Source organism: Ideonella sp., assembly GCF_041914305.1.
Classification (GTDB): Bacteria; Pseudomonadota; Gammaproteobacteria; order Burkholderiales; family Burkholderiaceae_C; genus Ideonella.
The window spans coordinates 117336-137662 of the sequence record NZ_JAYSDQ010000006.1 but is presented as its reverse complement, the minus strand read 5'-3'; the positions used below and the strand labels follow the sequence as shown (position 1 = coordinate 137662).

Below are 20327 nucleotides of genomic sequence, written 5' to 3'. Positions count from 1 at the left end.
TCGTCGCACACGTGCCCGCAGCGGCCGCCAAACGCCAGGCAGGTCTCGGCCCGCGGGCGGGGTCAGGTGCGGCGGTTGCCCTGGCGGCCTTTCGGCCGGATCATGCGCCAGCAGCGCCACGCCGCCAGCGCCAACCCGACGAGCGAGAAGGTCTTGCTGCGCTGCCGCCGCCCCGCGCCGCCGACCAGGCCCACCAGGCCCACCACGCCGTGGCCCAGGTCGGCCCAGGGCGCCACCTGCGCCCGCAGCGCCGCCAGGTCATGGCGCAGCGCCAGCCGCTGCAACTCGGCCCGCATCACCAGACACTCGCGGCGGCGGGCCAGCGCATCGGCCTGCGTCGGGCTGGTCATCGTGGGGTCGAACACTTGAGCATCGGGCCATGCTACGGAGCACACGCCGACCCGACTTGATCGGGCGCAAGCCGAGCCACCCCGGGCGGGCTCCTGGTCGCACTTGCGCGCCGTCAAGCCGGGGCCGCCATCGGCCGCTGACACTGCAAGCCGAAGGGCAAGCTGGGCAAGGCCCGCGGAGTCGACCATGTTCTCAAGCATTCAGACACGGCTCGCCATGCTGGCCGCCCTGGCCGCGGCCCTGGTGCTGGCGGGCTGCGCCAGCGGGCCGGTGCGGCCCATGGTGCTGCGCGGCCATGTTCGCAGCGAGATGGCCAACTTCGCGACCGCGCTGGCGCGCGGCGGCCCGGCGGCAACGGGTGTCTACGGCGTGCACCAGACGCCCAACCCGGACGATGACGACGATGGCGCCACCGTCTCGCGGGCCGACGGCGAACGAAGCGAACCGACCGACGCCGCCCACCCCGGCGCCAGCGTGCAGCTGGGCTCGGGCTTCTTCGTCTCGGCCGATGGCCTGATCGTCACCGCGGCGCACGTGGTGGTCGATGCCACGCAGATCATCGTCAAGCTGGCCGACCAACGGGTGATGCTGGCCGAGCTGGTGGGGGTGGACGGCGATGCCGACATCGCGGTGATCCGCGCGCCGATCACCCGGCCCGCGCCGCCCGAATTCGGCAGCTCGGACGCGCTGTGGCCGGGCGACTGGGTGCTGGCGATCGGCGAGCCCTACGGCCTCGATCGCTCGGTGGCGGCCGGCGTGGTCGGTGGCCGCAGCCGGCACTTTGCCGACGATGGCGAGCTGCTGTTCATCCAGAGCGACCTGGCGTTGAACCCCGGCAACTCCGGCGGGCCGCTGCTGGACACGCAAGGCCGCATCGTCGGCATGAACCTGCGCACGGTCGTCGGCTCGCCCGGCGGGCCGAGCCTGAGCCTGTCGGTGCCGATCGAGCTGGTGCTGCAGATCGTGGCCGACATCACCAGCCCGGGCGGCAGCACCAGGCCCCGCTTGGGCGCCGGCTTCGCAGACGTGACGCCGCCGCTGGCGATCGCGCGTGGCCTGGCCTACGCCAACGGTGCGCTGATCAACGACGTCAGCCCCGACGGGGTGGCCGCCGCGCTGGGGTTGCGCAAAGGCGATATCGTGGTGGGCATGAACGGCCGGCCGATCGGCGACAGCGCAGACTTTGCCGACGCCTTGCTGCGCTGGCGGTCGGGCGACCCCACCCGGCTGACCGTGTTTCGCGATGGCCACTACCGGCACCTGACCACCGACCCATGAGCCTTGAACTGGCACGCAGCTTCCTCGCCGCACTGTTGATCGGCATCCTCGTCGGCATCGAGCGCGAAAAGAAAAGGCACACCGAGCCTTCGCACACGATCGGCGGCATCCGCACCCACGCGCTGCTGGCCTTGGCCGGCGGTGCCTCGGCGTGGTTGGCGCGCGAGCTGCAGATCGCCGGGATCTTTCTGGTGATGCTCGGCGCGGTGGGCGCGATGGCGGTCACCAGCCTGGTGCGCCGCGGCCGCGACGGGCAAGACGAAGCACCCGGCATGACCAGCGAGATCGCCGCGATGGCGGTGGTGCTGCTGGGCGCGATGGCGGTCGTCGGCAACCAGGCGCTGGCGGTGGCGCTGGCGGTCGCCGTGTCGGCCGTGCTGGCCTACAAAGAGCCGATGCACGAGCTGGTGCGCCGCGTCGGTGTCGACGACATCCTGGCGGTGCTCAAGCTGCTGATCGCCTCGGTCATCGTGCTGCCGCTGGTGCCCGACGAACTGGTCGACCCCTGGAAAGCGATCAACCCCTATCAGCTGTGGCTGCTGGTGGTGCTGATCTCAGCCCTGTCGCTGGCGGGTTATGTCGGCATGCGCTGGCTGGGCCCGGCCCGCGGCACCGCCGTCACCGGCCTGGCCGGCGGGCTGGTGTCGTCGACCGCCACCACCTTGAGCTTCGCGCGTGACAGCCGCGCCGGCACCCCCTTCACCAGCGACGCGATCAGCGCCGGCATCCTGCTGGCGTGGCTGGTGATGTTCTTGCGCGTGACGGTGATCGTGGCGATCGTCAACCAGCAGCTGCTGCAGGTCGTCTGGCCGCCGCTGATGGTGATGGCCGCGGTCACCGGCGCCTTCGCCGCGCGCCACTACCTGGCCGGCGCCGCTGCGGCGACGACCACGGCCGACCACCCGATCGTCGTGAAGAACCCGTTCAGCCTCAGCGCGGCGATCCGCTTCGGCGCGCTGTTCGCGGTCGTGCTGGTGATCGTGAAGCTGGCCCAGCAGCACCTGCCCAGCGCCGGCCTGTATGCCGTGTCGGCCCTGGCGGGCGCGGCCGACGTGGACGCGATCGTGCTCTCGCTGGCCAGCGACGGGCGCACCGCCCCACCGGGCGCCGAGCAGGCCGCGGTGGCGTTGCTGCTGGCGCTGGCGGCCAACACGGTGGTCAAGCTGGCGACCGTGGTGATTCTCGGCCGCGGCCCGGTGCGCCGGCACGTGGCCATCGCCACCGTCTGCATCGCCGCGGCCGGCGGCGCATCGGCCATGGCCTGGATCTGAACCGCCGTCAGCCCGGCCGGCGGCGGCGGTGCAGCAGGTACCACGCCGCCGGGATCACCAGCATGCTCAGCAGCGGCGCGGTCACCATGCCGCCGACCATCGGCGCGGCGATGCGGGTCATGATCTCGGACCCGGTGCCGCTGCCCCACAAGATGGGAAGCAGGCCGGCCATCACCACCGCCACCGTCATCGCTTTCGGCCGCACGCGCAACACGGCGCCTTCGCGGATCGCGGCGAGCAGCGTCTGCTCGTCGTCCGGCTCGCCGGCCGCGAGCCGCCGCTGCCAGGCGTGGTTCAGGTAGACCTGCATCACCACACCGAACTCGGCCGCCACGCCGGCCAGTGCGATGAAGCCCACGGCCGTCGCCACCGAGACCGCGTGGCCGAGCGCCCAGACCAGCCAGAATCCGCCCACCAGTGAAAACGGCACCGCGGCCATCACCAGCGCCGCATCACCGAACGAGCGAAACAGCAGGTACAGCAGCACGAAGATGACCGCCAGCGTGGCCGGCACGACGAGCTTCAGCCGCTCGCTCGCGCGTTCCAGGTATTCGAACTGGCCCGACCACGAGACCGCGTAGCCGGCCGGCAACGCCACCTGCTGCGCCACCGCGACCTGCATCTCGTGCACCACCGAGCGCAGGTCACGCCCGCGCACGTCCACATAGACCCAGCCCGACAGCCGCGCGTTCTCGCTGCGCAGCATCGGCGGCCCTTCGGCGACGGCAACCCTGGCCACGTCCTTCAACAGCACCGTCGCCCCGGCGGCGGTGACGAACGGCAGCTCGCGCAGCCGGTCGAGCGAGTCGCGGATCTCGCGCGGGTAGCGCACGTTGACCGGGTAGCGCTCACGCCCCTGGATGACCTCGCCGACGTTGTCGCCGCCCATCGCCGTCGAGACCACCGCCTGCACGTCGGCCACCGACAGGCCGTAGCGCGCAGCGGCCAGCCGGTCCACGTCGACATCGATGTAGCGCCCACCCGTCAGGCGCTCGGCCAGCGCCGACGACACGCCCGGCACGTTCTTCACCGCGGCTTCGATGCGGCTGGCCAGCCGGTCGATCGTCGGCAGGTCCGGCCCCGCGACCTTGATGCCGACGGGGCTCTTGACGCCGGTGGCCAGCATGTCGATGCGGTTGCGGATCGGCGGCACCCAGATGTTCGACAGCCCCGGCACCTTGACCGTGCGGTCCAGCTCTTCGACCAGCTGGTCGGGGGTCATGCCGGCGCGCCATTGGTCCCGCGGCTTGAACTGGATGGTGGTCTCGAACATCTCCAGCGGCGCCGGGTCGGTGGCGGTGTCGGCGCGGCCGGCCTTGCCGAACACGCGCTCGACCTCGGGCACCGACTTGATCATGCGGTCGGTCAGCTGCAGCAGCTCGGCCGCCTTCGACGCCGACAGCCCCGGCAGCGCCGACGGCATGTAGAGCAGGTCGCCCTCGTCCAGCGGCGGCAGGAACTCACCGCCCAGCCGCGCGACCGGGATGGCGGTCAGTACCAACACGAAGGCAGCCACCGCGAGCGTGGCCAGCGGAAAACGCAGCACCGCGTCCAGCAGCGGCCGGTAGGCGGCCATCAGCCAGCGGTTGAGCGGGTTGCTCGCCTCGCTCGGGATGCGCCCGCGGATCAGGTAGCCCATCAGCACCGGCACCAGCGTGACCGACAGGCCCGCCGCCGCGGCCATCGCATAGGTCTTCGTGAACGCCAGCGGCGAGAACAGGCGCCCCTCTTGCGCTTCGAGCGTGAAGACCGGCACGAACGACAGCGTGATCACCAGCAGCGAGAAGAACAGCGCCGGGCCGACCTCGGCCGCCGAGTCGGCCACCAGCCGCCAGCGTTCGTCCAGCGTGGGGTGCCGGCCGTGGCTGGTTTCGAAAGCTTCGAGCTGCCGGTGCGCGTTTTCGATCAACACGATGGCCGCGTCGACCATCGCCCCGAGCGCGATCGCGATGCCGCCGAGGCTGAGGATGTTCGCGCTGACGCCTTGCTGGTGCATCACGACGAAGGCCGCCAGCACGCCGATCGGCAGCGTCACCACCGCCACCAGCGCCGAGCGCAGGTGGAAAAGGAAGACCGCGCAGACCAGCGCGACGACGATGAACTCTTCGATCAGCTTGTCGCGCAGGTTCGTGACCGCGCGGTCGATCAGCAGCGAGCGGTCGTAGGTGGGCACCACCTCCACACCCTTCGGCAGGCTGGCCGTCAAGGCCTGCAGCTTCAGCTTGACCGCCTCGATCGTGGTGCGGGCGTTCTTGCCCGAGCGCATCACCACCACGCCGCCAGCGACCTCGCCCTGCCCGTCCAGCTCGGCCATGCCGCGCCGCATCTCGGGGCCGATCTGCACGAAGGCGACATCGCGCAGCAGCACCGGCGTGGCGCTGGACACGGCCAGCGGGATGGCGCGGAAATCGTCGAGCGACTGCAGGAAGCCGCGCGAGCGCACCATGTACTCGGCCTCGGCCAGCTCGACCACCGAGCCGCCCGCGGCCTGGTTGGCCTTTTGCAGCGCCTCGACCACCATCGCCTGCGACACGCCCAGCGCCCGCATCTTGTCCGGGTCGAGCACGACCTGGTACTGCTTGACCATGCCGCCGATGCTGGCCACCTCGGCCACGTCGGGCACGGTCTTCAGCTCGTATTTCAAGAACCAGTCGTTCAGCGCACGCAGCTGGCTGATGTCGTGGCGGCCGCTGCGGTCGACCAGCGCGTATTCGTAGACCCAGCCGACGCCCGTGGCATCGGGCCCCAGCGCGGCCGTGGCCCCGGCGGGCAAGCGGCTTTGCACCTGGTTCAGGTATTCGACGACACGCGAGCGGGCCCAGTACGGGTCGGTCTTGTCGTCGAACAGCACGTAGACGAACGAGTCGCCGAAGAACGAGTAGCCCCGCACCGTCTTCGCCCCCGGCACGCTCAGCATCGTCGTCGTCAGCGGGTAGGTGACGAGGTCTTCGACGACCTGCGGCGCCTTGCCCGGGTACGGCGTGCGGATGATGACCTGGGTGTCGGACAGGTCGGGCAGCGCGTCCAGCGGCGTGCGCGCGACCGAGAAGATGCCGGCGGCGACGAGGAACACCGTCGCGATCAGCACCAGAAAGCGGTTGGCCACCGACCAGCGGATCAGCGCGGCGATCACTTGGCGCCCTCCCCCGTGGCCAGCCGGTCCAGCACCGAGCGCAGCCGCGCCTCGGAATCGACCAGGAACTGGCCACTCGCCACCACCTGATCACCTTCGGCCAGGCCGTGGGTGATTTCCAGCTGGTCGCCAAGATCGGCACCGAGCGTCACCTCGCGCGGCTCGAAGCGTTGGTCGCCGGCTCGCACAATGGCTACCGCCCGCGTGCCGGTGCGGATGACCGCTTCGGCCGGCACGACCAGGCGCGACACGCCGGGCCCGTCGATGCGCAGGCGCAGCAGCATGCCGGGGATCAGCCGGCCCTGCCGGTTGTCGACCTCGATGCGCGCCTGCAGCGTGCGGGTGGCAGCGTTGACCTGCGGCAGCAGCTCTTGCAGCGCACCGTCGAACGCCTGCGACGGGTCGGCCTGCAGCGTGGCCTTGACCTTCTGGCCGCGCGCCAGGCGGCCGGCCTGCGCCTCGGGCACCTCGGCCACGGCCCAGACCTTGTCGAGGCCGGCGATGCGAAACAGCGTCATGCCGGGCGACACGGCCACGCCTTCACGCACGCCGAGCTCGGCCACCACGCCGTTGGACGGCGCCGCGAGGGTGTAGCGCGCTTGCGGCGTGGCCCCTGTTTCGGCCTGGCGGACCAGCTCGGGCGGGATCGACATCGCGCGCGTGCGCTCACGCGCCGCGGCCACCAGGTCGGGCGAGGCGCCGGCGCGCTGCAGCGCCACCAGCTCGTTCAGCGGGCCCAGCCAATCGGGCGCGAAGACGGTGGCCAAGGCCTGGCCCTGGCGCACCCGCTGCATCGGCGCACGCACCGCCAGGTGCTCGACCCAGCCCGGCGCGCGGGCCTGCACCGCAACGGTCAGACGCTCGTCGAACTGCACGCTGCCCACCGCGTCGAACGACGAGGCGACTTCGGTGCGCGCCACCGCCACCGTGCGCAGGCCGAGGTTCTGCTGCACCTGCGGGCTGATCTTGACGCCGGCCGCGTTGCCCGATTCATCGTCCTCGTCGGCATAGACCGGCTCCAGCTCCATGTCCATGAACGGCGACTTGCCGGGCTTGTCGAACTTATGCCCAGGCGACATCGGGTCGTGCCAATAGAGCACCTTGCGCGGCGCAGACGCTGCGGCTGCGGGCGCCGCCGCAGCTTGCGCCACCGCAGGCTCGACCGACCCGCGGCCGAGGTAGAAGGCGCCGGCCGCGATGCCCAGGGCAGCGGCCATGGCGGTGAGCGTGATGGGTAGACGGTTCATCGCGCGGCTCCCAGGGCGATCGGCTTGAGACTCAGTTGGGCTTGAGTGCGGGCCAGGTCGCGCTCGAGCGCGAGCAGCTTGCGCTGGGCCTGCACCTCGGCATGGCGGGCTTCGAACAGCGCCACCAGGCTCATCTGGTTGCCGCGGTAGGCGGCCAACGCCACCACGCTGCGCTGCTGCGCCGGCACCAGCACCGTGGCGCGGTAGCGCTCGATGCGCGCCTGCAGCCGCGCCGCGTCGTTGACCAGCGCGGCGTATTCCCCGGTGGCCGCGCCCTCGGCGTCGTCGAGCTCGGCCTGGGCCTTGTCGACCAGCGCCTGCTTGGCCGCGGTCTCGCGGTCCTGCCGCGCCGCGGGCGCCACGGTCAGCGGAATGCTGACGCCGAACGAGACCATGTCGGGGTAGCCGGTGCGCTGGCCGTACGAAACCTCCCAGGTCCAGCTCGGTTGGCGGTTCAGCCGCGCCACGGCCAGGTCCTGCCGCGCCACCTCGAGGTCTTTTTGCTTGGCCACCACCGCGGGGTGGGCGGCCACGAACGGGATCTGCGGCGGCGCGGCCAGCGGTGGCGGCGCGCTCAGCTCGGGCGCCGCCAGCCCGACCCAGCGCTGCAACGCGGCCTCGGCCGCGCCGCGCTGTTGGCGCAGTTCCTCGGACTCGTCCTCGGCCATGCCGAGCGAGCCGACCAGCGCCAGTACGTCGGCGCTGTTGCCGGCGGCGGCCTTCAGGCGCGCCTGGCCGGCGGCGAGCTCTTCCCGCGCGTGCTGCTCGTTGTGCTCGGTGAGCTGCAGCGCCTGGCCGGCGAAGTAGGCGTCGAGATAGGCCAGCGCAGTCTGCAGCCGCGTGTCCGCCGCGGCCACCTGCTCCATCACCGACTCGCGCTCGGCCAGTGCGTTGGCCGCGGCTTCGCGCGCCGCGCGCTTGTCCTGCGGCACCCACTCCTGTGCGATGCCGATGCGCTTCATCGTCATGCCCTCGGCGGTGGTGCTGAAGCGGTCGGCACCGGTGACGGGCAGGTTGTCGACGCCCACGGCGAGCATCGGGTCGGGCAGCTGGCCCGACGAACGCGCCATTTCGGCGGCGCTTTGCGCACCGGCGCGGGCCGCGCGCGCCATCGGTGATCGCTGCACGGCCAGGTCGATCGCCTGGTCGAGGGTCAAGGGCGCCGCGGCGGCCCAGGTGGCAGTCAGCCAGGCGCCCGCCAAGGCGGCGGCACGCAAGAAGGGGGTGGTCATCGACACTCCGAAGACGAACGGGCACATCGCTGGTCGGCGAGCTCGCCGCACCAGCACCGGTCAGTCAACGAAGCGGGTCAGACCCGCAGCCTGAGCGTGGACAGAAAGAGAGGGTCGGGGGGCGGCTGCCCCTCGGTGGTGGCGGCCACCGGCACAGCGCCGCGGGGCGCGTGGGCCGCCGGCACGAGCGGGTGCTCGATCACCTGCACGATCGCCGGCAGGCCGGCGGCAGGCAGCTTCACGGCCTCGAAGGCCTTGCCCGGGTCGGCCGAGTGCTCATGGCACAGCGCCGGCTGCACCGGGTCCATGCCCTGGCAAGGCACGCCGGCCTGCACCATCGCGGCCATCGCCTCGACGCCGGCCTGCTGTGGGCACACATAGCGCGCCAGCGCCAGCTGCGCAAACAGCAGCGACAGCACCACGAAGAGCGTGGTGGTCAGGCGGTGTGAGCGAAGGCGCAACATGGGCCGTTTCAGTCTAACGCCCTGTCGGCCTGCAAGGTGATTGCAGCGGCTGCGCGCTTGCGATTCGTCAAGCTACTTGACGGCTTCGATCGCCGTCACGGTGATCGCGCCATTGACCCGGTCGGCCGTGAAGCGCACCTTGTCGCCGGGCTGGAGCTTGTCGAGCATCTTCGGATCGGCCACGCGAAAGACCATCGTCATGCCCGGCATTTCGAGGTTGGCGATCGGGCCGTGCTTGAGCGTCAGCTTGGCCTGTTCTTTGTCGACCTTGCGGACCTCGCCCTCGGCCATCGCGCCGGCGGGCGCCGATGCCGCGGCCACCAGGTGGTGCGCGGCGTGGTCGGCGGTGGTCGTCTGCGCCTGGGCCATAGGCACCAGCAAGAGGCAGGCGATCGAGGCGGTGGAAAAGATGGTGGCGACGTTCATCGAAAAAGCCTTCGGTGGGTGGAGGCGGACACTCATTTGACGACCAGCTTGCCGACCATGCCGGCCTCGAAGTGGCCGGGGATCAGGCAGGCGAACTGGTACTCGCCGGCCTGCGTGAACTGCCAGACGATCTCGCCCTTGGCGCCGGGCTTCACGTGGGCCATGTTCGCGTCGGCGTGTTCCATGTCCGGGAACTTCTTCATCAGCTCGGCATGCTCTTTCAGCTCTTGCGGTGTGCCGAGCACCATCTCGTGCAGCTGCCGGCCGTGGTTGCTGACGACGAACTTCACCGTCTCGCCGCGGCGGATCACCACGTCGGACGGGGTGAAGCGAAACGCGTCGCTCATGTCGACCTTGATCGTGCGGCTGACCTTTTTCGGGTCGCCCTCGCGGCCGAACGCACGCTCTTCGACCTTCGACGCGTCGAAAGGCGCCTTCTTCGCCGCGTGTTCGGCGTCGCCGTGGGCGAACGCGGCGTTGGCGGCCAAGGCACACAGGGCGACGGCCAAGCCGAACGGTTGAATGAACCTCATGAGGAATCCTTCAGTGGCCTGAATGGCCGGTGGGTTTGCGAACTTGCAGTGTGTTCGAGTCGGCCCGCGGCGCCGGCGCTCGAACGGCTGGCGGCGCCTCGGCCGTGTACTCACTGGCCAGCGTGCCGGCGGGGTGCTGGTAGGGCCCGGGGTCTTTGTAGTCACCGCGCGCCACGTTGTCGCGCACCTTCACCACGCTGAACATGCCGCCCATGCCGACCGGGCCGAACGGCCCCTGGCCGGTCATCATCGGCAAGGTGTTGTCGGGCAGCGGCATCTCCATCGTGGCCATGTCGTGCATGCCCTTGTCGCCCATGACCATGTAGTCGGGCACGAGCTGGGTGATCTTCTTCGCCACGTCGCGGTGGTCCACGCCGATCATCGTCGGCACGGCGTGGCCCATCGCGTTCATCGTGTGGTGCGACTTGTGGCAATGGATGGCCCAGTCGCCGGCCAGCGCGTTGAACTCGAACGCTCGCATCTGGCCGACGGCGATGTCGGTCGTCACCTCGGGCCAGCGCGCGCTCTTGGGCACCCAGCCCCCATCGGTGCCGGTGACCTCGAAGTGTGGGCCGTGCATGTGGATCGGGTGGTTGGTCATCGTCAGGTTGCCCACGCGGATGCGCACGCGCTCACCCGTGCGCGCGACGAAGGGGTCGATGCCGGGGAACGCGCGGCTGTTCCAGGTCCACAGGTTGAAATCGAGCATCGTGTTGACGCGCGGCGTGGCGCTGCCGGGCTCGACGTCGTACGCGTTCAGGATGAAGCCAAAGTCGCGATCAACCTTCATCTGCCGCGCGTCCTTCGGGTGGACGATGAACATGCCCATCATGCCCATCGCCATCTGCACCATCTCGTCGGCATGCGGGTGGTACATGAAGGTGCCCGAGCGCTGCAGCACGAACTCGTACATGAAGGTCTTGCCCACCGCGATCGGCGGCTGGGTCAGCCCGGTGACCCCGTCCATGCCCGAGGGCAGCAGGATGCCGTGCCAGTGCACGCTGGTGACCTCGGGCAGCTTGTTGGTCACGAAGATGCGCACGCGGTCACCCTCGACCGCCTCGATCGTCGGGCCGGGGCTGGTGCCGTTGTAGCCCCACAGGTTGGCCTTCATGCCAGGAGCGATCTCGCGCACCACCGGCTCGGCCACGAGGTGAAACTCCTTGACGCCGTCTTTCATGCGCCAGGGCAGCGACCAGCCGTTGAGGGTCACCATCGGCAGGTAGGGCCGGCCGTTGGGCGGCGGGGGCGGCAGCTGGGTGTCGGCCGATGTCTGCAACACGGCTTCGGGCAAGGCCGCGGCACCGGCGCGGCTGACGGCGGCGGCACCCAGCAAGGTGGCGCCGGCCGCGTGGAAAAAGCTTCTGCGATTGGTCATGGTGGTTCTTCCTGCCATCAATGGCCGGCCGGCGACGCGGCCGCGGGCTGGGCGGGCGACATCGCGGGGCCGGCGCCGGGCGAGCGGCCGGCCAGCGCGGTCTGCAGGCGGGTTTCGGCGACCCAGTAGTCGCGCAGTGCCTGCACCGCACCGGTCACGCCGGCGATCTGGTCCCGCGCGTCGGCCAGCAGGTCGAACACGCTCGACAGCATGCCGTTGTAGCGCAGCAGGTTTTCGTCGGAGATGCGCTTGCGCAGCGGCACCACCTCGTCGCGGTAGTGCTTGGCCAGCCCATGCGCCGTCTGGTAGGCCGAGTAGGCTTCGCGCACCTCGGAGCGGGCGTTGAGCGCCACCGCCGCGGTGCGGTGCACGGCCTGCATGTAGGTCGCCTCGGCGCGCGCGACGCGGGCCGAGCCGAAGTCGAACAGCGGCAACTCGAGCTCGATCTCGTAGCCGTGCTTCGGCGCCTCGCCGGTGCTGCTCTGGCTCTGGTAGCCGGCATGCAGCACGTTGATGAAGCGGGTCGCCTTGGACAGCCCGAGCGAGTGGGCCGTGGCCTCGGTGGCACGCTTGGCCATCAGCACGTCCAGCCGCCTGTCCATCGCGGTCTGCTCGGCGTCTTTCGGCGTGGCCGGCTGGTCGGGAAGATCGGGTAGGCGGTCGGGCAGCGTGAAGCCGAGCTGCGCACCGCCCAGGCCCAGCACGCGCACGAGTTGCTCGCGCGCGGCCAGCGCCTGGTGCTGCGCGCGGGCCAGTTGCATCGTCGCGTCCGAATGAAACGCTTGCTCGCGCATCTGGTCGAGCGGGCTGAAATTGCCCGCGGCGCGCATGCGCTGGGCCAGCTCGTTCGAGGCCTCAGCCGCCTGCTGGACCTGCGCCTGGTAGCCGGCCAGCTGTGCGGCGGCGACCGCCTCGAAGAAGGCGGTGCGGGCCTCGGCGGCAACGCCAACCGTCTCATACGCCGCCTGCAGCTGGGTCTGCTCGAAACGCTGCTGTTCGGCCTGCCGGGCCAGCGGCATCGTGAACAAGCCGAGCACGTCGAAGACGACCGCGCGGTCGATCTCGACCACGCCGCCGCCGCTCAGGCGGCCGAAGCTGAACGAGGGGTTGGCGAGCCGGCCGGCGCGCACCAGATCACTCTCGGCGATGCCCAGCTCGGCGTAGCTGGCCTGCAGGCCGCGGTTGTTCAGCAACGCGATCTCGACCGCGCTGTCGGCCGTCAGCGGCTGCTTCAGCAGCTCGGCCACGCGTGCGCCGGCGGCATCGGCCTGCTCGGGCGTGCGCTGCAGCTTGGGCGCCTGGCCGATGCGGTCTTGGGTCAATTGCTCGACGGTGCCGAAGCCGCCGTCTGGCGAAAACGAGGCACAGCCGGCGAGCAACAAGGCCGCCAATGCCGCTGCGCTCAGGCCGGCGGCGCGTGGCACCGGCCCGTGGGGGAGTCTTTTCATGGTTCGAAGTCGTCTGATGCGCTGGCCATGGCGGCCAGCCGTCGCCCGTGCCAGCGGCACGAGCGCCATCAGGCCTCGCGCGGAGGCCTCAATGGGTCAGAAGCTTCGGGGTGGGCGCTCTTGCCCGTCGGACAGAAAACTCGGCGCCGGCGCCGACACATCGGGGAACGACGCGGCGGCCAGGCCGTGGGGCTGCGGCACGCTGGGCATCGCGCTCAGCAACGGGGTCGCCGAGCAGCAGGCCGAGCACAGGTTGCACTTGTCGTGGCCGGCCGGGCCCTTGCTGTCGTGGGTGTGGTCGTGGGTGCCGCCGTGATCGCCATGCTGAGCGCTGTCGGCATGGTCGTGCGGGGCGTGGTCCTGATGACCATGCTGCATCAGCATCGTGTCGCTGCCCACCGCAGCCGGCGGGCACAGCATGGCCGCCGCGATCGCGCCCCGAGCGGGGAGCAGCGCGGCCAGCAACACCAGAAGCCAGATGCGAATGACTTTCACGGCGTGCAGGTTAGCAGAAGGGCATGGTCCGAACCGGGCATGCGCCCAGTGTGAACCTTGCCCCCGTGGCAAGGTCAAGCGGTGGTTGCCGGCTGAGCAGGCGGCTGGTTCGCCACTACATTGCTCGGCATGAAAACCCACACCGCCCTCACCCTCTTGTTGACCCTGGCCAGCGGCGTGGCCGGCGCCGCCGAAGCCGACCTCGTCTCCATCGTCTGGGGCGCGGACGGCCGCTTCGCCCACGAGGCCATGGTGCCGCCGTCCAAGTTCGTCGAGATCTGCGGCCAACTGCCGGCCGGCACGAACGTCGACTGGGCCTTCGATGCGGCCGGCCCGCTGAACTTCAACATCCACTTCCACGAGGGCAAGCAGGTCCGCTATCCGGCCAAGCAGGACCAGGTGGCCAAGGCCGACGGCACGCTGCGCGCCGAGATCGAGCAGGACTACTGCTGGATGTGGACGAACAAGGCCGCCCGCGCCGCGACGCTGAAGCTGACGCTCAAACGCACCGAAATGCGATGAGCCCCCCGCCGCGCGCCGGCGCGGCATGGCGATGTTGACCTGCGTCAAGCTGCCCCCTTTGGCCGCTTGACCTTCCAACGGTAGCAAGGCGCACATTCGGCCCATCGACCACCCTCGGAGACCCAGTGATGCTTGCCTACCGTGTTGAAGACATGACCTGCGGCCACTGCGCCAGCACCATCACCAAAGCCATCCGCGCCGTGGACGCCGGCGCCCGCGTCGAGGTGGACATCGCCCAGAAGCTGGTGCGCGTGGAGCCCACCGAAGCCGACGCCGCGACCCTGAGCGACGCCATCAAGGAAGCGGGCTACACGCCGGTGCCCCAAGCGCCGGAGCGGGCTGCGGCCATGGCCGCGCCGAAGGCCGGCGGTTGCTGCGGCTGCTGCCGCTGAACTCGCTCGTGATCGGCAATGTGGGTTGAAACGCCCGAGCGGCGGCGTTCACAACGCCCGCCAGGCGTCCAGGCAGTGCGCCGCGAGCGCCGTCACCCAGCGCTCGCTCGCCGGGTCGAAGGCCAGGCCGAACCGCGGGCTGACGACGAAGCCGGCGCGCTCGAACACGCCCAGGTCGTGGTGGCGAACGTGGCGATGCAGCGCTTCGAACGGCACCACGGCAGCGCCCAGGTCGACCGTGGCCACCTGCTGGGTGATCTCCTCCAACCGGCCCGAGGTCTGGAACCGGAACACCGTCGAGCCGTAGTCGAGCTCGATCAGCCCGACGATGTTGAAGCCCTCTTGCGCCGGCTGGCCGTGAAGGCGCAGCACGTCTTCACGCGTGGCGCTGAACGGCAGGCCGTTCACACTGACGAAAGGGACGAGCTTCACGCGCTCACCGCCGGCCTGTGCGCATCACTCGCGCGTCATTCGCGCGTCACTTGACCCGGCGAAGGGCGACCTTGGCGGGGCGGCCGGCAAAGTGGCGCTCTCGGGCATCGCGCCACAGCATCGGCACCAGGCGCCACGCCAGCTCGCCGTCCAGGCCGGGCACCGGCAGCAGGTTGAAGGCGGCGATCAGCAGGCTGAAGGGGCCGAGGATCGCCGCCACGATGCTGAAGTACGGGTTCGCGCCCAGCGGTGTGGCCTGGGCCAGCACGATCAGCGGCAACGCGATTGCCAGTTGCAGCAGCGCGCCGCCCCACGCGATGGTGGCCTCTTCGCGCAGGTAGTGGGCGCTGTCGTACTCGCACATCCCGTGAAACAGGCCGATGTAGATGCCCGTGGTGTCGTAGCCGAGCCGCCGGGCCATCAGCGCGTGGCCCAGCTCGTGCAGCACGATCAACGCGAAGTACGACGAGACCGCCAGCGCCGCGTGAACGGGTTGCCGCATCAACGCGCCGAACAACACGCCCGCGCCCAGCAGCGCCGACCAGTGCAGGTGCAGGCCGATGCCCAGGCTCTTCGGGCGCTTCAAGGTGATGTAGCTGCGCATGCGCGAGGGGGTGGGCTGTCGAAGTCTGGCGCGCATTGTGCGTTTGACCGCCGCGCGCGCACTCAACGAAACACCAGGTTACAGTGCCTCGGCGCGCGTCGGCAGGCCGCCCCTGGGCTCACTGGCCTTGCCCGGCCTTCCACTTCAGCAGCAGGTCGGTCAGCGCCTTGGGCCGGTTCTGCGGCTCGGTGAAGCCGTTCTTGGTCTGGCTGTTCAGGCCATGGCAGCTGGCGCAGGTGCGGATCTCGCCGGGCGCGAAGCTGACCCACACGCGCTCGCGCACCACCGCCTCGTTGGTCGGGCTCATCACCTGCCAGGTCAGCGCGCGGCCGGCCGGCACGAAGGCGGCCATCGAGCCATCGGTGCCGAGCTTGACGGTGCCCTGCGGCGCGCCGGCGAAGGGCGGCAATTGCGCCTCGACGTTGGGGTGCTGCTTGCTGTCGTGCAGCGGCTTCACGTAGACGCGCCGCCCCTTGCCCCTGACCGCGTAGGCGCGCGTCAGGTCGGCCTGCAGCACCTGCATGCGGTCGACCGAGTAGACCTTGCCGCCGTCGGGCACGTTCTTCACGCCGCCGGGCACCTTGAGGTTGTAGGGCTGCGAGATGTCGGCGCGGTCGCGCATCGTCACGTTGCGCGAGACGATCAGCGCCATCTTGTTCTCGACCAGCCAGTCGCGCAGCTGCGTGACGTTGACGCCCGCGTCGGCGATCGCGGCCTGCTCGATCGGGTCGACGGCCATCGTGCGCGGCAGCGGCCGCGCGCGTGGCCGCACCTCGACCACGTCGACCTCGTTGAGCGGGCCGTTGTACTGGTGGGGCTGGGATTCGTCCTGCCACCAGCGGATGTTCTTCACCAGGCCGCCGGTCAGCGAGGCGCCGGCCAGCCAGTCGGGCCCGTTCTGGTTCTTCACCATCGGCTTGAGCTGGAAGACGTAGCGCGGCTTGTGGTGCAGGCCATCGGTCGACTCGTCGGCATTGACACGGTACTCGGGCGTGTGGCTGACGTAAAAGGCGCCATCGGTCGTCTTGACCGGGTTGCGGTAGTGACCGGTCTGCTGCGGCGTGGGCGGTTTGTCGCCGTAGGGGTCGGAGTCGAGCGAGGCGTTGGTGTAGTCGGTGATCGCCACGTCTTCGGGGTTGGCGCCCGGCGGCATCGTGAACTCCATCAACCGGCCGGCGGCCTGGCGGCTGAACTCTTGCGCATAGACGCCGTAGTAGCGGCCGGGCTGGGTCGGGTCTTCCTTCAGCTGGAACAGGCCGGCGTCGCCGCGCATCGTGGCGCGCATCGCGGCGTTCGCATCGAAGTTCGGCAGCAGGTAGCTCAGGTTCGGGTCGTCGAGGAAAACGCCTTCCATGAAGGTGCCGCCGAATTCGTGCCGGCCGATGTGGTTGAGCGTCTCTTCGCCCGAGCCGTCTTCGTTGATCTGCCAGATGAAGAACTGGTTGAAATCCTGCAGCGCCTCGTTCGGGTTGCGGGTCGGGTCTTGCGCGACGCGGGCCTCGGGGTAGATGTCGTACAGCACGCCCTTGGGGTCGGCGATCAGCTTGCCGTTGTCGTCGTAGGGCGGGTAGGCCTTGGGCTTGGCGGTCGGGCTTTCGTCGGGGTAGTCCTGCGGCTTGTACTGGCCGCCGTTGTAGCGGTCGCTGTCGGCCTGCTGGTCGCGTTTCAGGTGGTCCCACTTGGTGAACAGCAGGCGGCCATAACTGTCGAGGTAGAGGTCGAACACACCGCTGGGCGCATGCTCGATCATCGCCAGCTCGCCGGTGGCGGGGTCGAGCTTCCAGATGCCGCTGGTGGTGTCGGTGTTCTCGTACTCGTCCAGCTGCGGGTAGGTGTGCTTCATGCCGAACAGAGGCTTGTCGCTGCTGAACAGGATGCGGTCGTCGCTGCCGTAGATCGGTGAGATGTTGTTGTAGGCGGGCTGGTTGGCCACTTTCTTGATCTTCGCGGTCTGGCCCTTCTTCAGCCCGATGACCTCGTAGATCTGCCAGCGGCGCAGCGGGTTTTCGTAGCGCGCCGTCGGGCCGCCGACCAGCATCGAGAACAGCGCCTTGTCGCCCGACCAATGCACCGTGGGCTGCCGCACCGCGATGGCCTTGGCGCCGCCCTGGATGCCGCCGCTGTCGACCCCCCAGCCGGCTTCGCGCGTCAGGTTGCGCAGCGTGCCGTCGCGGTAGCGGATGTACAGGTCACCACCCGGCACGGCGTTGCGGATGTCGGTGCCGAAGTTGCCGAAGGTGTTGAGCTGGTGGTTGAAGCCGGTGCCGGGCACGGTGGTGGCAAACAGCAGCGGGTGCGGCGTGGCCAGTTGGCCGGCGGCGCGCGTGGCCGGGGCCGTGGAGGTGGCCGGCGTGGCCGACAGCGCCGGCACCGTGCCCGCGAGCACGGCGGTGGCGGCCAGGGCCGCAAGAAGCGTGAGCCGGTGTGTCATGGCAGGGGCTGGGCGGTAAGGCGCCCGGTGGTGATTGGAATCCGGCCAGTGTTCCGTGCCAAGCCCCTGGGCGGGGTCACGGATCGGTCAGGAAACGCTGGGTAACCCGTTGTAGCTCCGCTCGCGCTCGGTGGCACGCAAGGCGATGCGCCGCAGCTCGCGCGGTGGCAGGCCGCGGCCCTCTTCGCGCAGCCGGTTGAACGCCGGCTCGCCCAGGCGCAGGTGGGCCATGCGCTGCGCGCGCTCGGCCGCGCGGGCCTCGTTCAACTCGCGCTGGCCCTGGCTGCGGGCGGCGCGCAAGGCATCGGCGGCACCGATCAGCCGCGCGGCGTCGCCAGGCCGCGCTTCCACCGCCGCCAGCCACGCGCCGTGGTCGCACAGAAACGGCATCGTGCCTTCGTCCGACAGCGACCAGGCCTCGCCGGCCGCGATGCGCGCCTCGGCCGGGTCACCGGCCACCAGCCAGGCCGCCGCGAGGTTGAGCCACACGTAGCTGAGCTGGAAGCGGTGGCGCGTGCCGTGCAGGCTGGCCACCAGCGCGCGGCTCAGCTCGATCGCCGAGCGCGCGCTGCCGGCGGTCAGCTCGAGGTCGGCCAGGCCGATGCGCACGTCGATCGCACCGACCGAATCGCCCGCCTCTTCGGCGAACGCCAGCGCCTGCCGGTAGGCCACGATCGCGCCGTGGAAGTCGCCGTGGCGCGTGCGCCGGGCGCCGTCGAAGTAGTGGCCCTGGAAGCGCGCGAACGCCGGCAGCGCCGCGCATGGGATCGCCTCGATCTCGGCCAACCAGGCCGCCTCTTGCGCCGCCGTGGCGGCGGTGCCGTGGGCACTGAGCTGGGCCCACAGCGCGCGGTGCAGGCCGGCGTGGTCGCCGAGCTGGCGGCACAGCGCTGCCGCGTCGGCCCCATGGCGCGCCGCCTCAGGGTGCTGGCCCCAGAACCGGCACGCCCCCAAGGACCAGCGGACGCGGGTGGCCGGGGTCAGCGCCGGCGTCACGTGGGGCTGCGTGGCGAGCCACAGGCGGTGGCGCTCGGCCTGGGCATCCCGCTGCGCCGCGAAGTTGAACGGCGCCATCAGCGCCACGGCCGTGGCGGGCTCGTGCACCAGCGCCCAGGCCATCGCCTCGCGCGCGTCGGCCAGCTCGGGCCGCAGCGCGGCGAGCGCATCGTCGAGCCGGCAGTCACCGGCGTAGGCGGCCGCGGCCAGCGCATCGAAGCGCTGGGCCACGGCATGCGCGTGGCGGGCGCGCCAGGCGGCCGTCTCGCCCGCGGCGGCCAGGCATTCGATGGCCAGCGCCCGCGGCGACTCGAGCCAGCGAAAGCGCCGTGGCATCTGGTCGACGACGGGCTCGGCCACCAGCAGGGCTCGATCGACCAGCTCGTTCAGCCCGGCCAGCACCTGCCAGACATCGACCTGGTCGTCGGCCGCCACCTGCTGCGCGGTCTCGAGCGTGAAGGCGCCCACCAGCACCGACAGCCGGCGAAAGACCAGCTGCTGGACCGGCGTCAGCAGGCCATGGCTCCATTCGAGCGCGGCGCGCAGCGTGTGCTGGCGCGGCGGTGCGTTGCGCGGCGCCCGTGTCAGCAGCTGCAGCCGATGGGGCAGCGCGGCGGCCAGCGCGGCCGGGCCGAACATCGGCAGGCGCGCCGCGGCCATCTCCAGCGCCAGCGGCAGGCCGTCGAGGCGGCGCACGATCTCGACGACCGGGCCGACCACCTCGGGGCCCCAGGCAAAGCGCGGGTCGAACCCCTCGGCCCGGCGAACGAACAGGCCCACCGCGTCGAAGCCGATGGCCTGCGCCGCGTCGATGGCTGCGCCCTCCGGCGGCACCGCCAGCGGGCCCAGCGGCAGCAGCCGTTCATCGGCCAGGCGCAGCGGCAGCTGGCTGGTCACGACCAGGGTCGCGCACGGCGCCGCGTCCAGCAAGGCCTGCGCCAGCCGCGCGGTGGCGTCGACCAGGTGCTCGGCGTTGTCGAGCACCACCACCATCGCCAACGGCCGCAGCGCCGCCGCCAGCGCCGCCATGGGCTCGCCAGGCCCCAAGGGCAGGCGCCACGCGCGGGCCAGCTCGGCGGCCAGCAGCGACGGCTCGGTGACGGCCGACAGATCGCACCAGCCCACCCCATCGGCCGGTGCGGCAGACTGGGCGAGCCACTGCCGCACCAGGCTGGTCTTGCCAACCCCGCCGGGCCCGCAGACCGTGACCAGCCGATGCGCCGCAGCCAGTTGCGCCAGCCGCGCCAGCTCATGCTGGCGGCCGACCAGCGGCGAGGCCGGCGTCGCCGGGCCCGCCAGTTCATCGGGCAATGGCGGCGCAGTGCTCGGCACCACGGCCGGCGCCACCTGGGCCAGCAGGCGATACCCCCGGCGCGGCACGCTCTCGATGCGGCAGCCTTCGGTGCGGCCGTCGTCGCCCAGGGCATCTCGCAGCACATGGATGGTCGTCTTCAGCACGCCAGCGCTGACATGCCGGTGGCCCCAGACCGCGTCGAGCAAGGCCTCGCGCGACAGCAGCTGGTTGGCGTGGCGCACCAGGCAGCTCAGCAGCGCAAACGGTCGCCGCGCCAGCACGACCTCGCGGCCGGCCCGCCACAAGCGCCCCTGGGCCTCGTCGAGCACGAAGGCCCCGAAGCGCACGACCTGCGTCGGCGGCGCGGCCAGCGCCGGCTCGTGGTGCGACAGGTTCATCG

General features: G+C 70.9%; 18 protein-coding genes. 4 read left to right on the top strand and 14 right to left on the bottom strand.

Translation table 11 applies throughout. The features are described 5' to 3' along the window. Nucleotides 1-62 precede the first annotated feature (62 nt). Nucleotides 63-350: a hypothetical protein gene (locus tag ACE3SG_RS10185; RefSeq protein ID WP_374564716.1), complete on the bottom strand. Its 288-nt coding sequence runs from the start codon at nt 348-350 to the stop codon at nt 63-65. Between the two features lie 187 nt (nt 351-537). On the opposite strand from ACE3SG_RS10185, the gene ACE3SG_RS10180 reads away from it, so the two are divergent. Both ACE3SG_RS10180 and ACE3SG_RS10175 read left to right on the top strand, forming a co-directional pair. Next, on the top strand, nt 538-1629 hold the full coding sequence (locus ACE3SG_RS10180; protein ID WP_374564714.1) for a S1C family serine protease: 1092 nt from the start codon (nt 538-540) through the stop codon (nt 1627-1629). Next, complete coding sequence (locus ACE3SG_RS10175; RefSeq protein WP_374564712.1) at nt 1626-2900, top strand: MgtC/SapB family protein; 1275 nt, start codon at nt 1626-1628, stop codon at nt 2898-2900. Before ACE3SG_RS10180 ends, ACE3SG_RS10175 begins: the two co-directional genes overlap by 4 nt. A gap of 7 nt (nt 2901-2907) precedes the next feature. Here ACE3SG_RS10175 and ACE3SG_RS10170 read toward each other — a convergent pair whose 3' ends face one another. The 9 genes from ACE3SG_RS10170 to ACE3SG_RS10130 form a co-directional block, all read right to left on the bottom strand. Then, on the bottom strand, nt 2908-6033 hold the full coding sequence (locus ACE3SG_RS10170; protein WP_374564710.1) for an efflux RND transporter permease subunit: 3126 nt from the start codon (nt 6031-6033) through the stop codon (nt 2908-2910). Beyond that, a complete protein-coding gene (locus ACE3SG_RS10165) occupies nt 6030-7280 on the bottom strand; it encodes an efflux RND transporter periplasmic adaptor subunit (protein WP_374564709.1) in 1251 nt (416 codons plus the stop codon). Before ACE3SG_RS10165 ends, ACE3SG_RS10170 begins: the two co-directional genes overlap by 4 nt. Further along, on the bottom strand, nt 7277-8512 hold the full coding sequence (locus ACE3SG_RS10160; RefSeq protein WP_374564707.1) for a TolC family protein: 1236 nt from the start codon (nt 8510-8512) through the stop codon (nt 7277-7279). Before ACE3SG_RS10160 ends, ACE3SG_RS10165 begins: the two co-directional genes overlap by 4 nt. A gap of 77 nt (nt 8513-8589) precedes the next feature. Beyond that, nucleotides 8590-8976 (bottom strand): hypothetical protein, encoded by a 387-nt coding sequence (locus tag ACE3SG_RS10155; RefSeq protein WP_374564705.1) that lies wholly within the window; start codon nt 8974-8976, stop codon nt 8590-8592. A gap of 72 nt (nt 8977-9048) precedes the next feature. Next, complete coding sequence (locus tag ACE3SG_RS10150; RefSeq protein WP_374564703.1) at nt 9049-9402, bottom strand: copper-binding protein; 354 nt, start codon at nt 9400-9402, stop codon at nt 9049-9051. Between the two features lie 32 nt (nt 9403-9434). Further along, the gene (locus ACE3SG_RS10145; protein WP_374564701.1) at nt 9435-9935 is read right to left on the bottom strand and encodes a plastocyanin/azurin family copper-binding protein; all 501 of its coding nucleotides are present in this window, start codon (nt 9933-9935) and stop codon (nt 9435-9437) included. Nucleotides 9936-9945: 10 nt separating this feature from the next. Continuing rightward, nucleotides 9946-11313: a multicopper oxidase family protein gene (locus tag ACE3SG_RS10140; protein WP_374564699.1), complete on the bottom strand. Its 1368-nt coding sequence runs from the start codon at nt 11311-11313 to the stop codon at nt 9946-9948. Between the two features lie 17 nt (nt 11314-11330). Then, entirely contained in the window at nt 11331-12761 is a 1431-nt protein-coding gene (locus tag ACE3SG_RS10135) for a TolC family protein (RefSeq protein ID WP_374564697.1), read from the bottom strand. 96 nt (nt 12762-12857) lie between these two features. Beyond that, nucleotides 12858-13256: a hypothetical protein gene (locus tag ACE3SG_RS10130; RefSeq protein WP_374564695.1), complete on the bottom strand. Its 399-nt coding sequence runs from the start codon at nt 13254-13256 to the stop codon at nt 12858-12860. Between the two features lie 129 nt (nt 13257-13385). Between ACE3SG_RS10130 and ACE3SG_RS10125 the strand changes: the two genes are divergently transcribed. Next, the gene (locus ACE3SG_RS10125; RefSeq protein ID WP_374564693.1) at nt 13386-13778 is read left to right on the top strand and encodes a hypothetical protein; all 393 of its coding nucleotides are present in this window, start codon (nt 13386-13388) and stop codon (nt 13776-13778) included. 128 nt (nt 13779-13906) lie between these two features. Beyond that, nucleotides 13907-14170 carry a heavy-metal-associated domain-containing protein gene (locus tag ACE3SG_RS10120; RefSeq protein WP_374564692.1) on the top strand — a complete coding sequence of 88 codons (264 nt, stop codon included), beginning with the start codon at nt 13907-13909 and terminating at the stop codon, nt 14168-14170. 48 nt (nt 14171-14218) lie between these two features. Here the strand turns inward: ACE3SG_RS10120 and ACE3SG_RS10115 are convergent, their stop codons facing one another. The 4 genes from ACE3SG_RS10115 to ACE3SG_RS10100 form a co-directional block, all read right to left on the bottom strand. Beyond that, nucleotides 14219-14602, bottom strand: a complete 384-nt coding sequence (locus tag ACE3SG_RS10115; protein ID WP_374564690.1) for a hypothetical protein — start codon at nt 14600-14602, stop codon at nt 14219-14221. 46 nt (nt 14603-14648) lie between these two features. After that, entirely contained in the window at nt 14649-15206 is a 558-nt protein-coding gene (locus ACE3SG_RS10110; RefSeq protein ID WP_374564688.1) for a hypothetical protein, read from the bottom strand. A gap of 118 nt (nt 15207-15324) precedes the next feature. Continuing rightward, nucleotides 15325-17637, bottom strand: a complete 2313-nt coding sequence (locus ACE3SG_RS10105) for a hypothetical protein (RefSeq protein WP_374564686.1) — start codon at nt 17635-17637, stop codon at nt 15325-15327. A gap of 87 nt (nt 17638-17724) precedes the next feature. Then, entirely contained in the window at nt 17725-20325 is a 2601-nt protein-coding gene (locus ACE3SG_RS10100) for a winged helix-turn-helix domain-containing protein (protein ID WP_374564684.1), read from the bottom strand. Nucleotides 20326-20327 lie beyond the last annotated feature (2 nt).

Bases quoted from the DNA above. Each gene is read 5' to 3' on its own strand.
- ACE3SG_RS10140 (WP_374564699.1), bottom strand. From the start codon at position 11,313: ATGACCAATCGCAGAAGCTTTTTCCACGCGGCCGGCGCCACCTTGCTG.
- ACE3SG_RS10175 (WP_374564712.1), top strand. From the start codon at position 1,626: ATGAGCCTTGAACTGGCACGCAGCTTCCTCGCCGCACTGTTGATCGGC.
- ACE3SG_RS10125 (WP_374564693.1), top strand. From the start codon at position 13,386: ATGAAAACCCACACCGCCCTCACCCTCTTGTTGACCCTGGCCAGCGGC.
- ACE3SG_RS10155 (WP_374564705.1), bottom strand. From the start codon at position 8,976: ATGTTGCGCCTTCGCTCACACCGCCTGACCACCACGCTCTTCGTGGTG.
- ACE3SG_RS10110 (WP_374564688.1), bottom strand. From the start codon at position 15,206: ATGCGCAGCTACATCACCTTGAAGCGCCCGAAGAGCCTGGGCATCGGC.
- ACE3SG_RS10150 (WP_374564703.1), bottom strand. From the start codon at position 9,402: ATGAACGTCGCCACCATCTTTTCCACCGCCTCGATCGCCTGCCTCTTG.
- ACE3SG_RS10165 (WP_374564709.1), bottom strand. From the start codon at position 7,280: ATGAACCGTCTACCCATCACGCTCACCGCCATGGCCGCTGCCCTGGGC.
- ACE3SG_RS10180 (WP_374564714.1), top strand. From the start codon at position 538: ATGTTCTCAAGCATTCAGACACGGCTCGCCATGCTGGCCGCCCTGGCC.
- ACE3SG_RS10100 (WP_374564684.1), bottom strand. From the start codon at position 20,325: ATGAACCTGTCGCACCACGAGCCGGCGCTGGCCGCGCCGCCGACGCAG.
- ACE3SG_RS10135 (WP_374564697.1), bottom strand. From the start codon at position 12,761: ATGAAAAGACTCCCCCACGGGCCGGTGCCACGCGCCGCCGGCCTGAGC.
- ACE3SG_RS10185 (WP_374564716.1), bottom strand. From the start codon at position 350: ATGACCAGCCCGACGCAGGCCGATGCGCTGGCCCGCCGCCGCGAGTGT.
- ACE3SG_RS10120 (WP_374564692.1), top strand. From the start codon at position 13,907: ATGCTTGCCTACCGTGTTGAAGACATGACCTGCGGCCACTGCGCCAGC.
- ACE3SG_RS10160 (WP_374564707.1), bottom strand. From the start codon at position 8,512: ATGACCACCCCCTTCTTGCGTGCCGCCGCCTTGGCGGGCGCCTGGCTG.
- ACE3SG_RS10145 (WP_374564701.1), bottom strand. From the start codon at position 9,935: ATGAGGTTCATTCAACCGTTCGGCTTGGCCGTCGCCCTGTGTGCCTTG.
- ACE3SG_RS10105 (WP_374564686.1), bottom strand. From the start codon at position 17,637: ATGACACACCGGCTCACGCTTCTTGCGGCCCTGGCCGCCACCGCCGTG.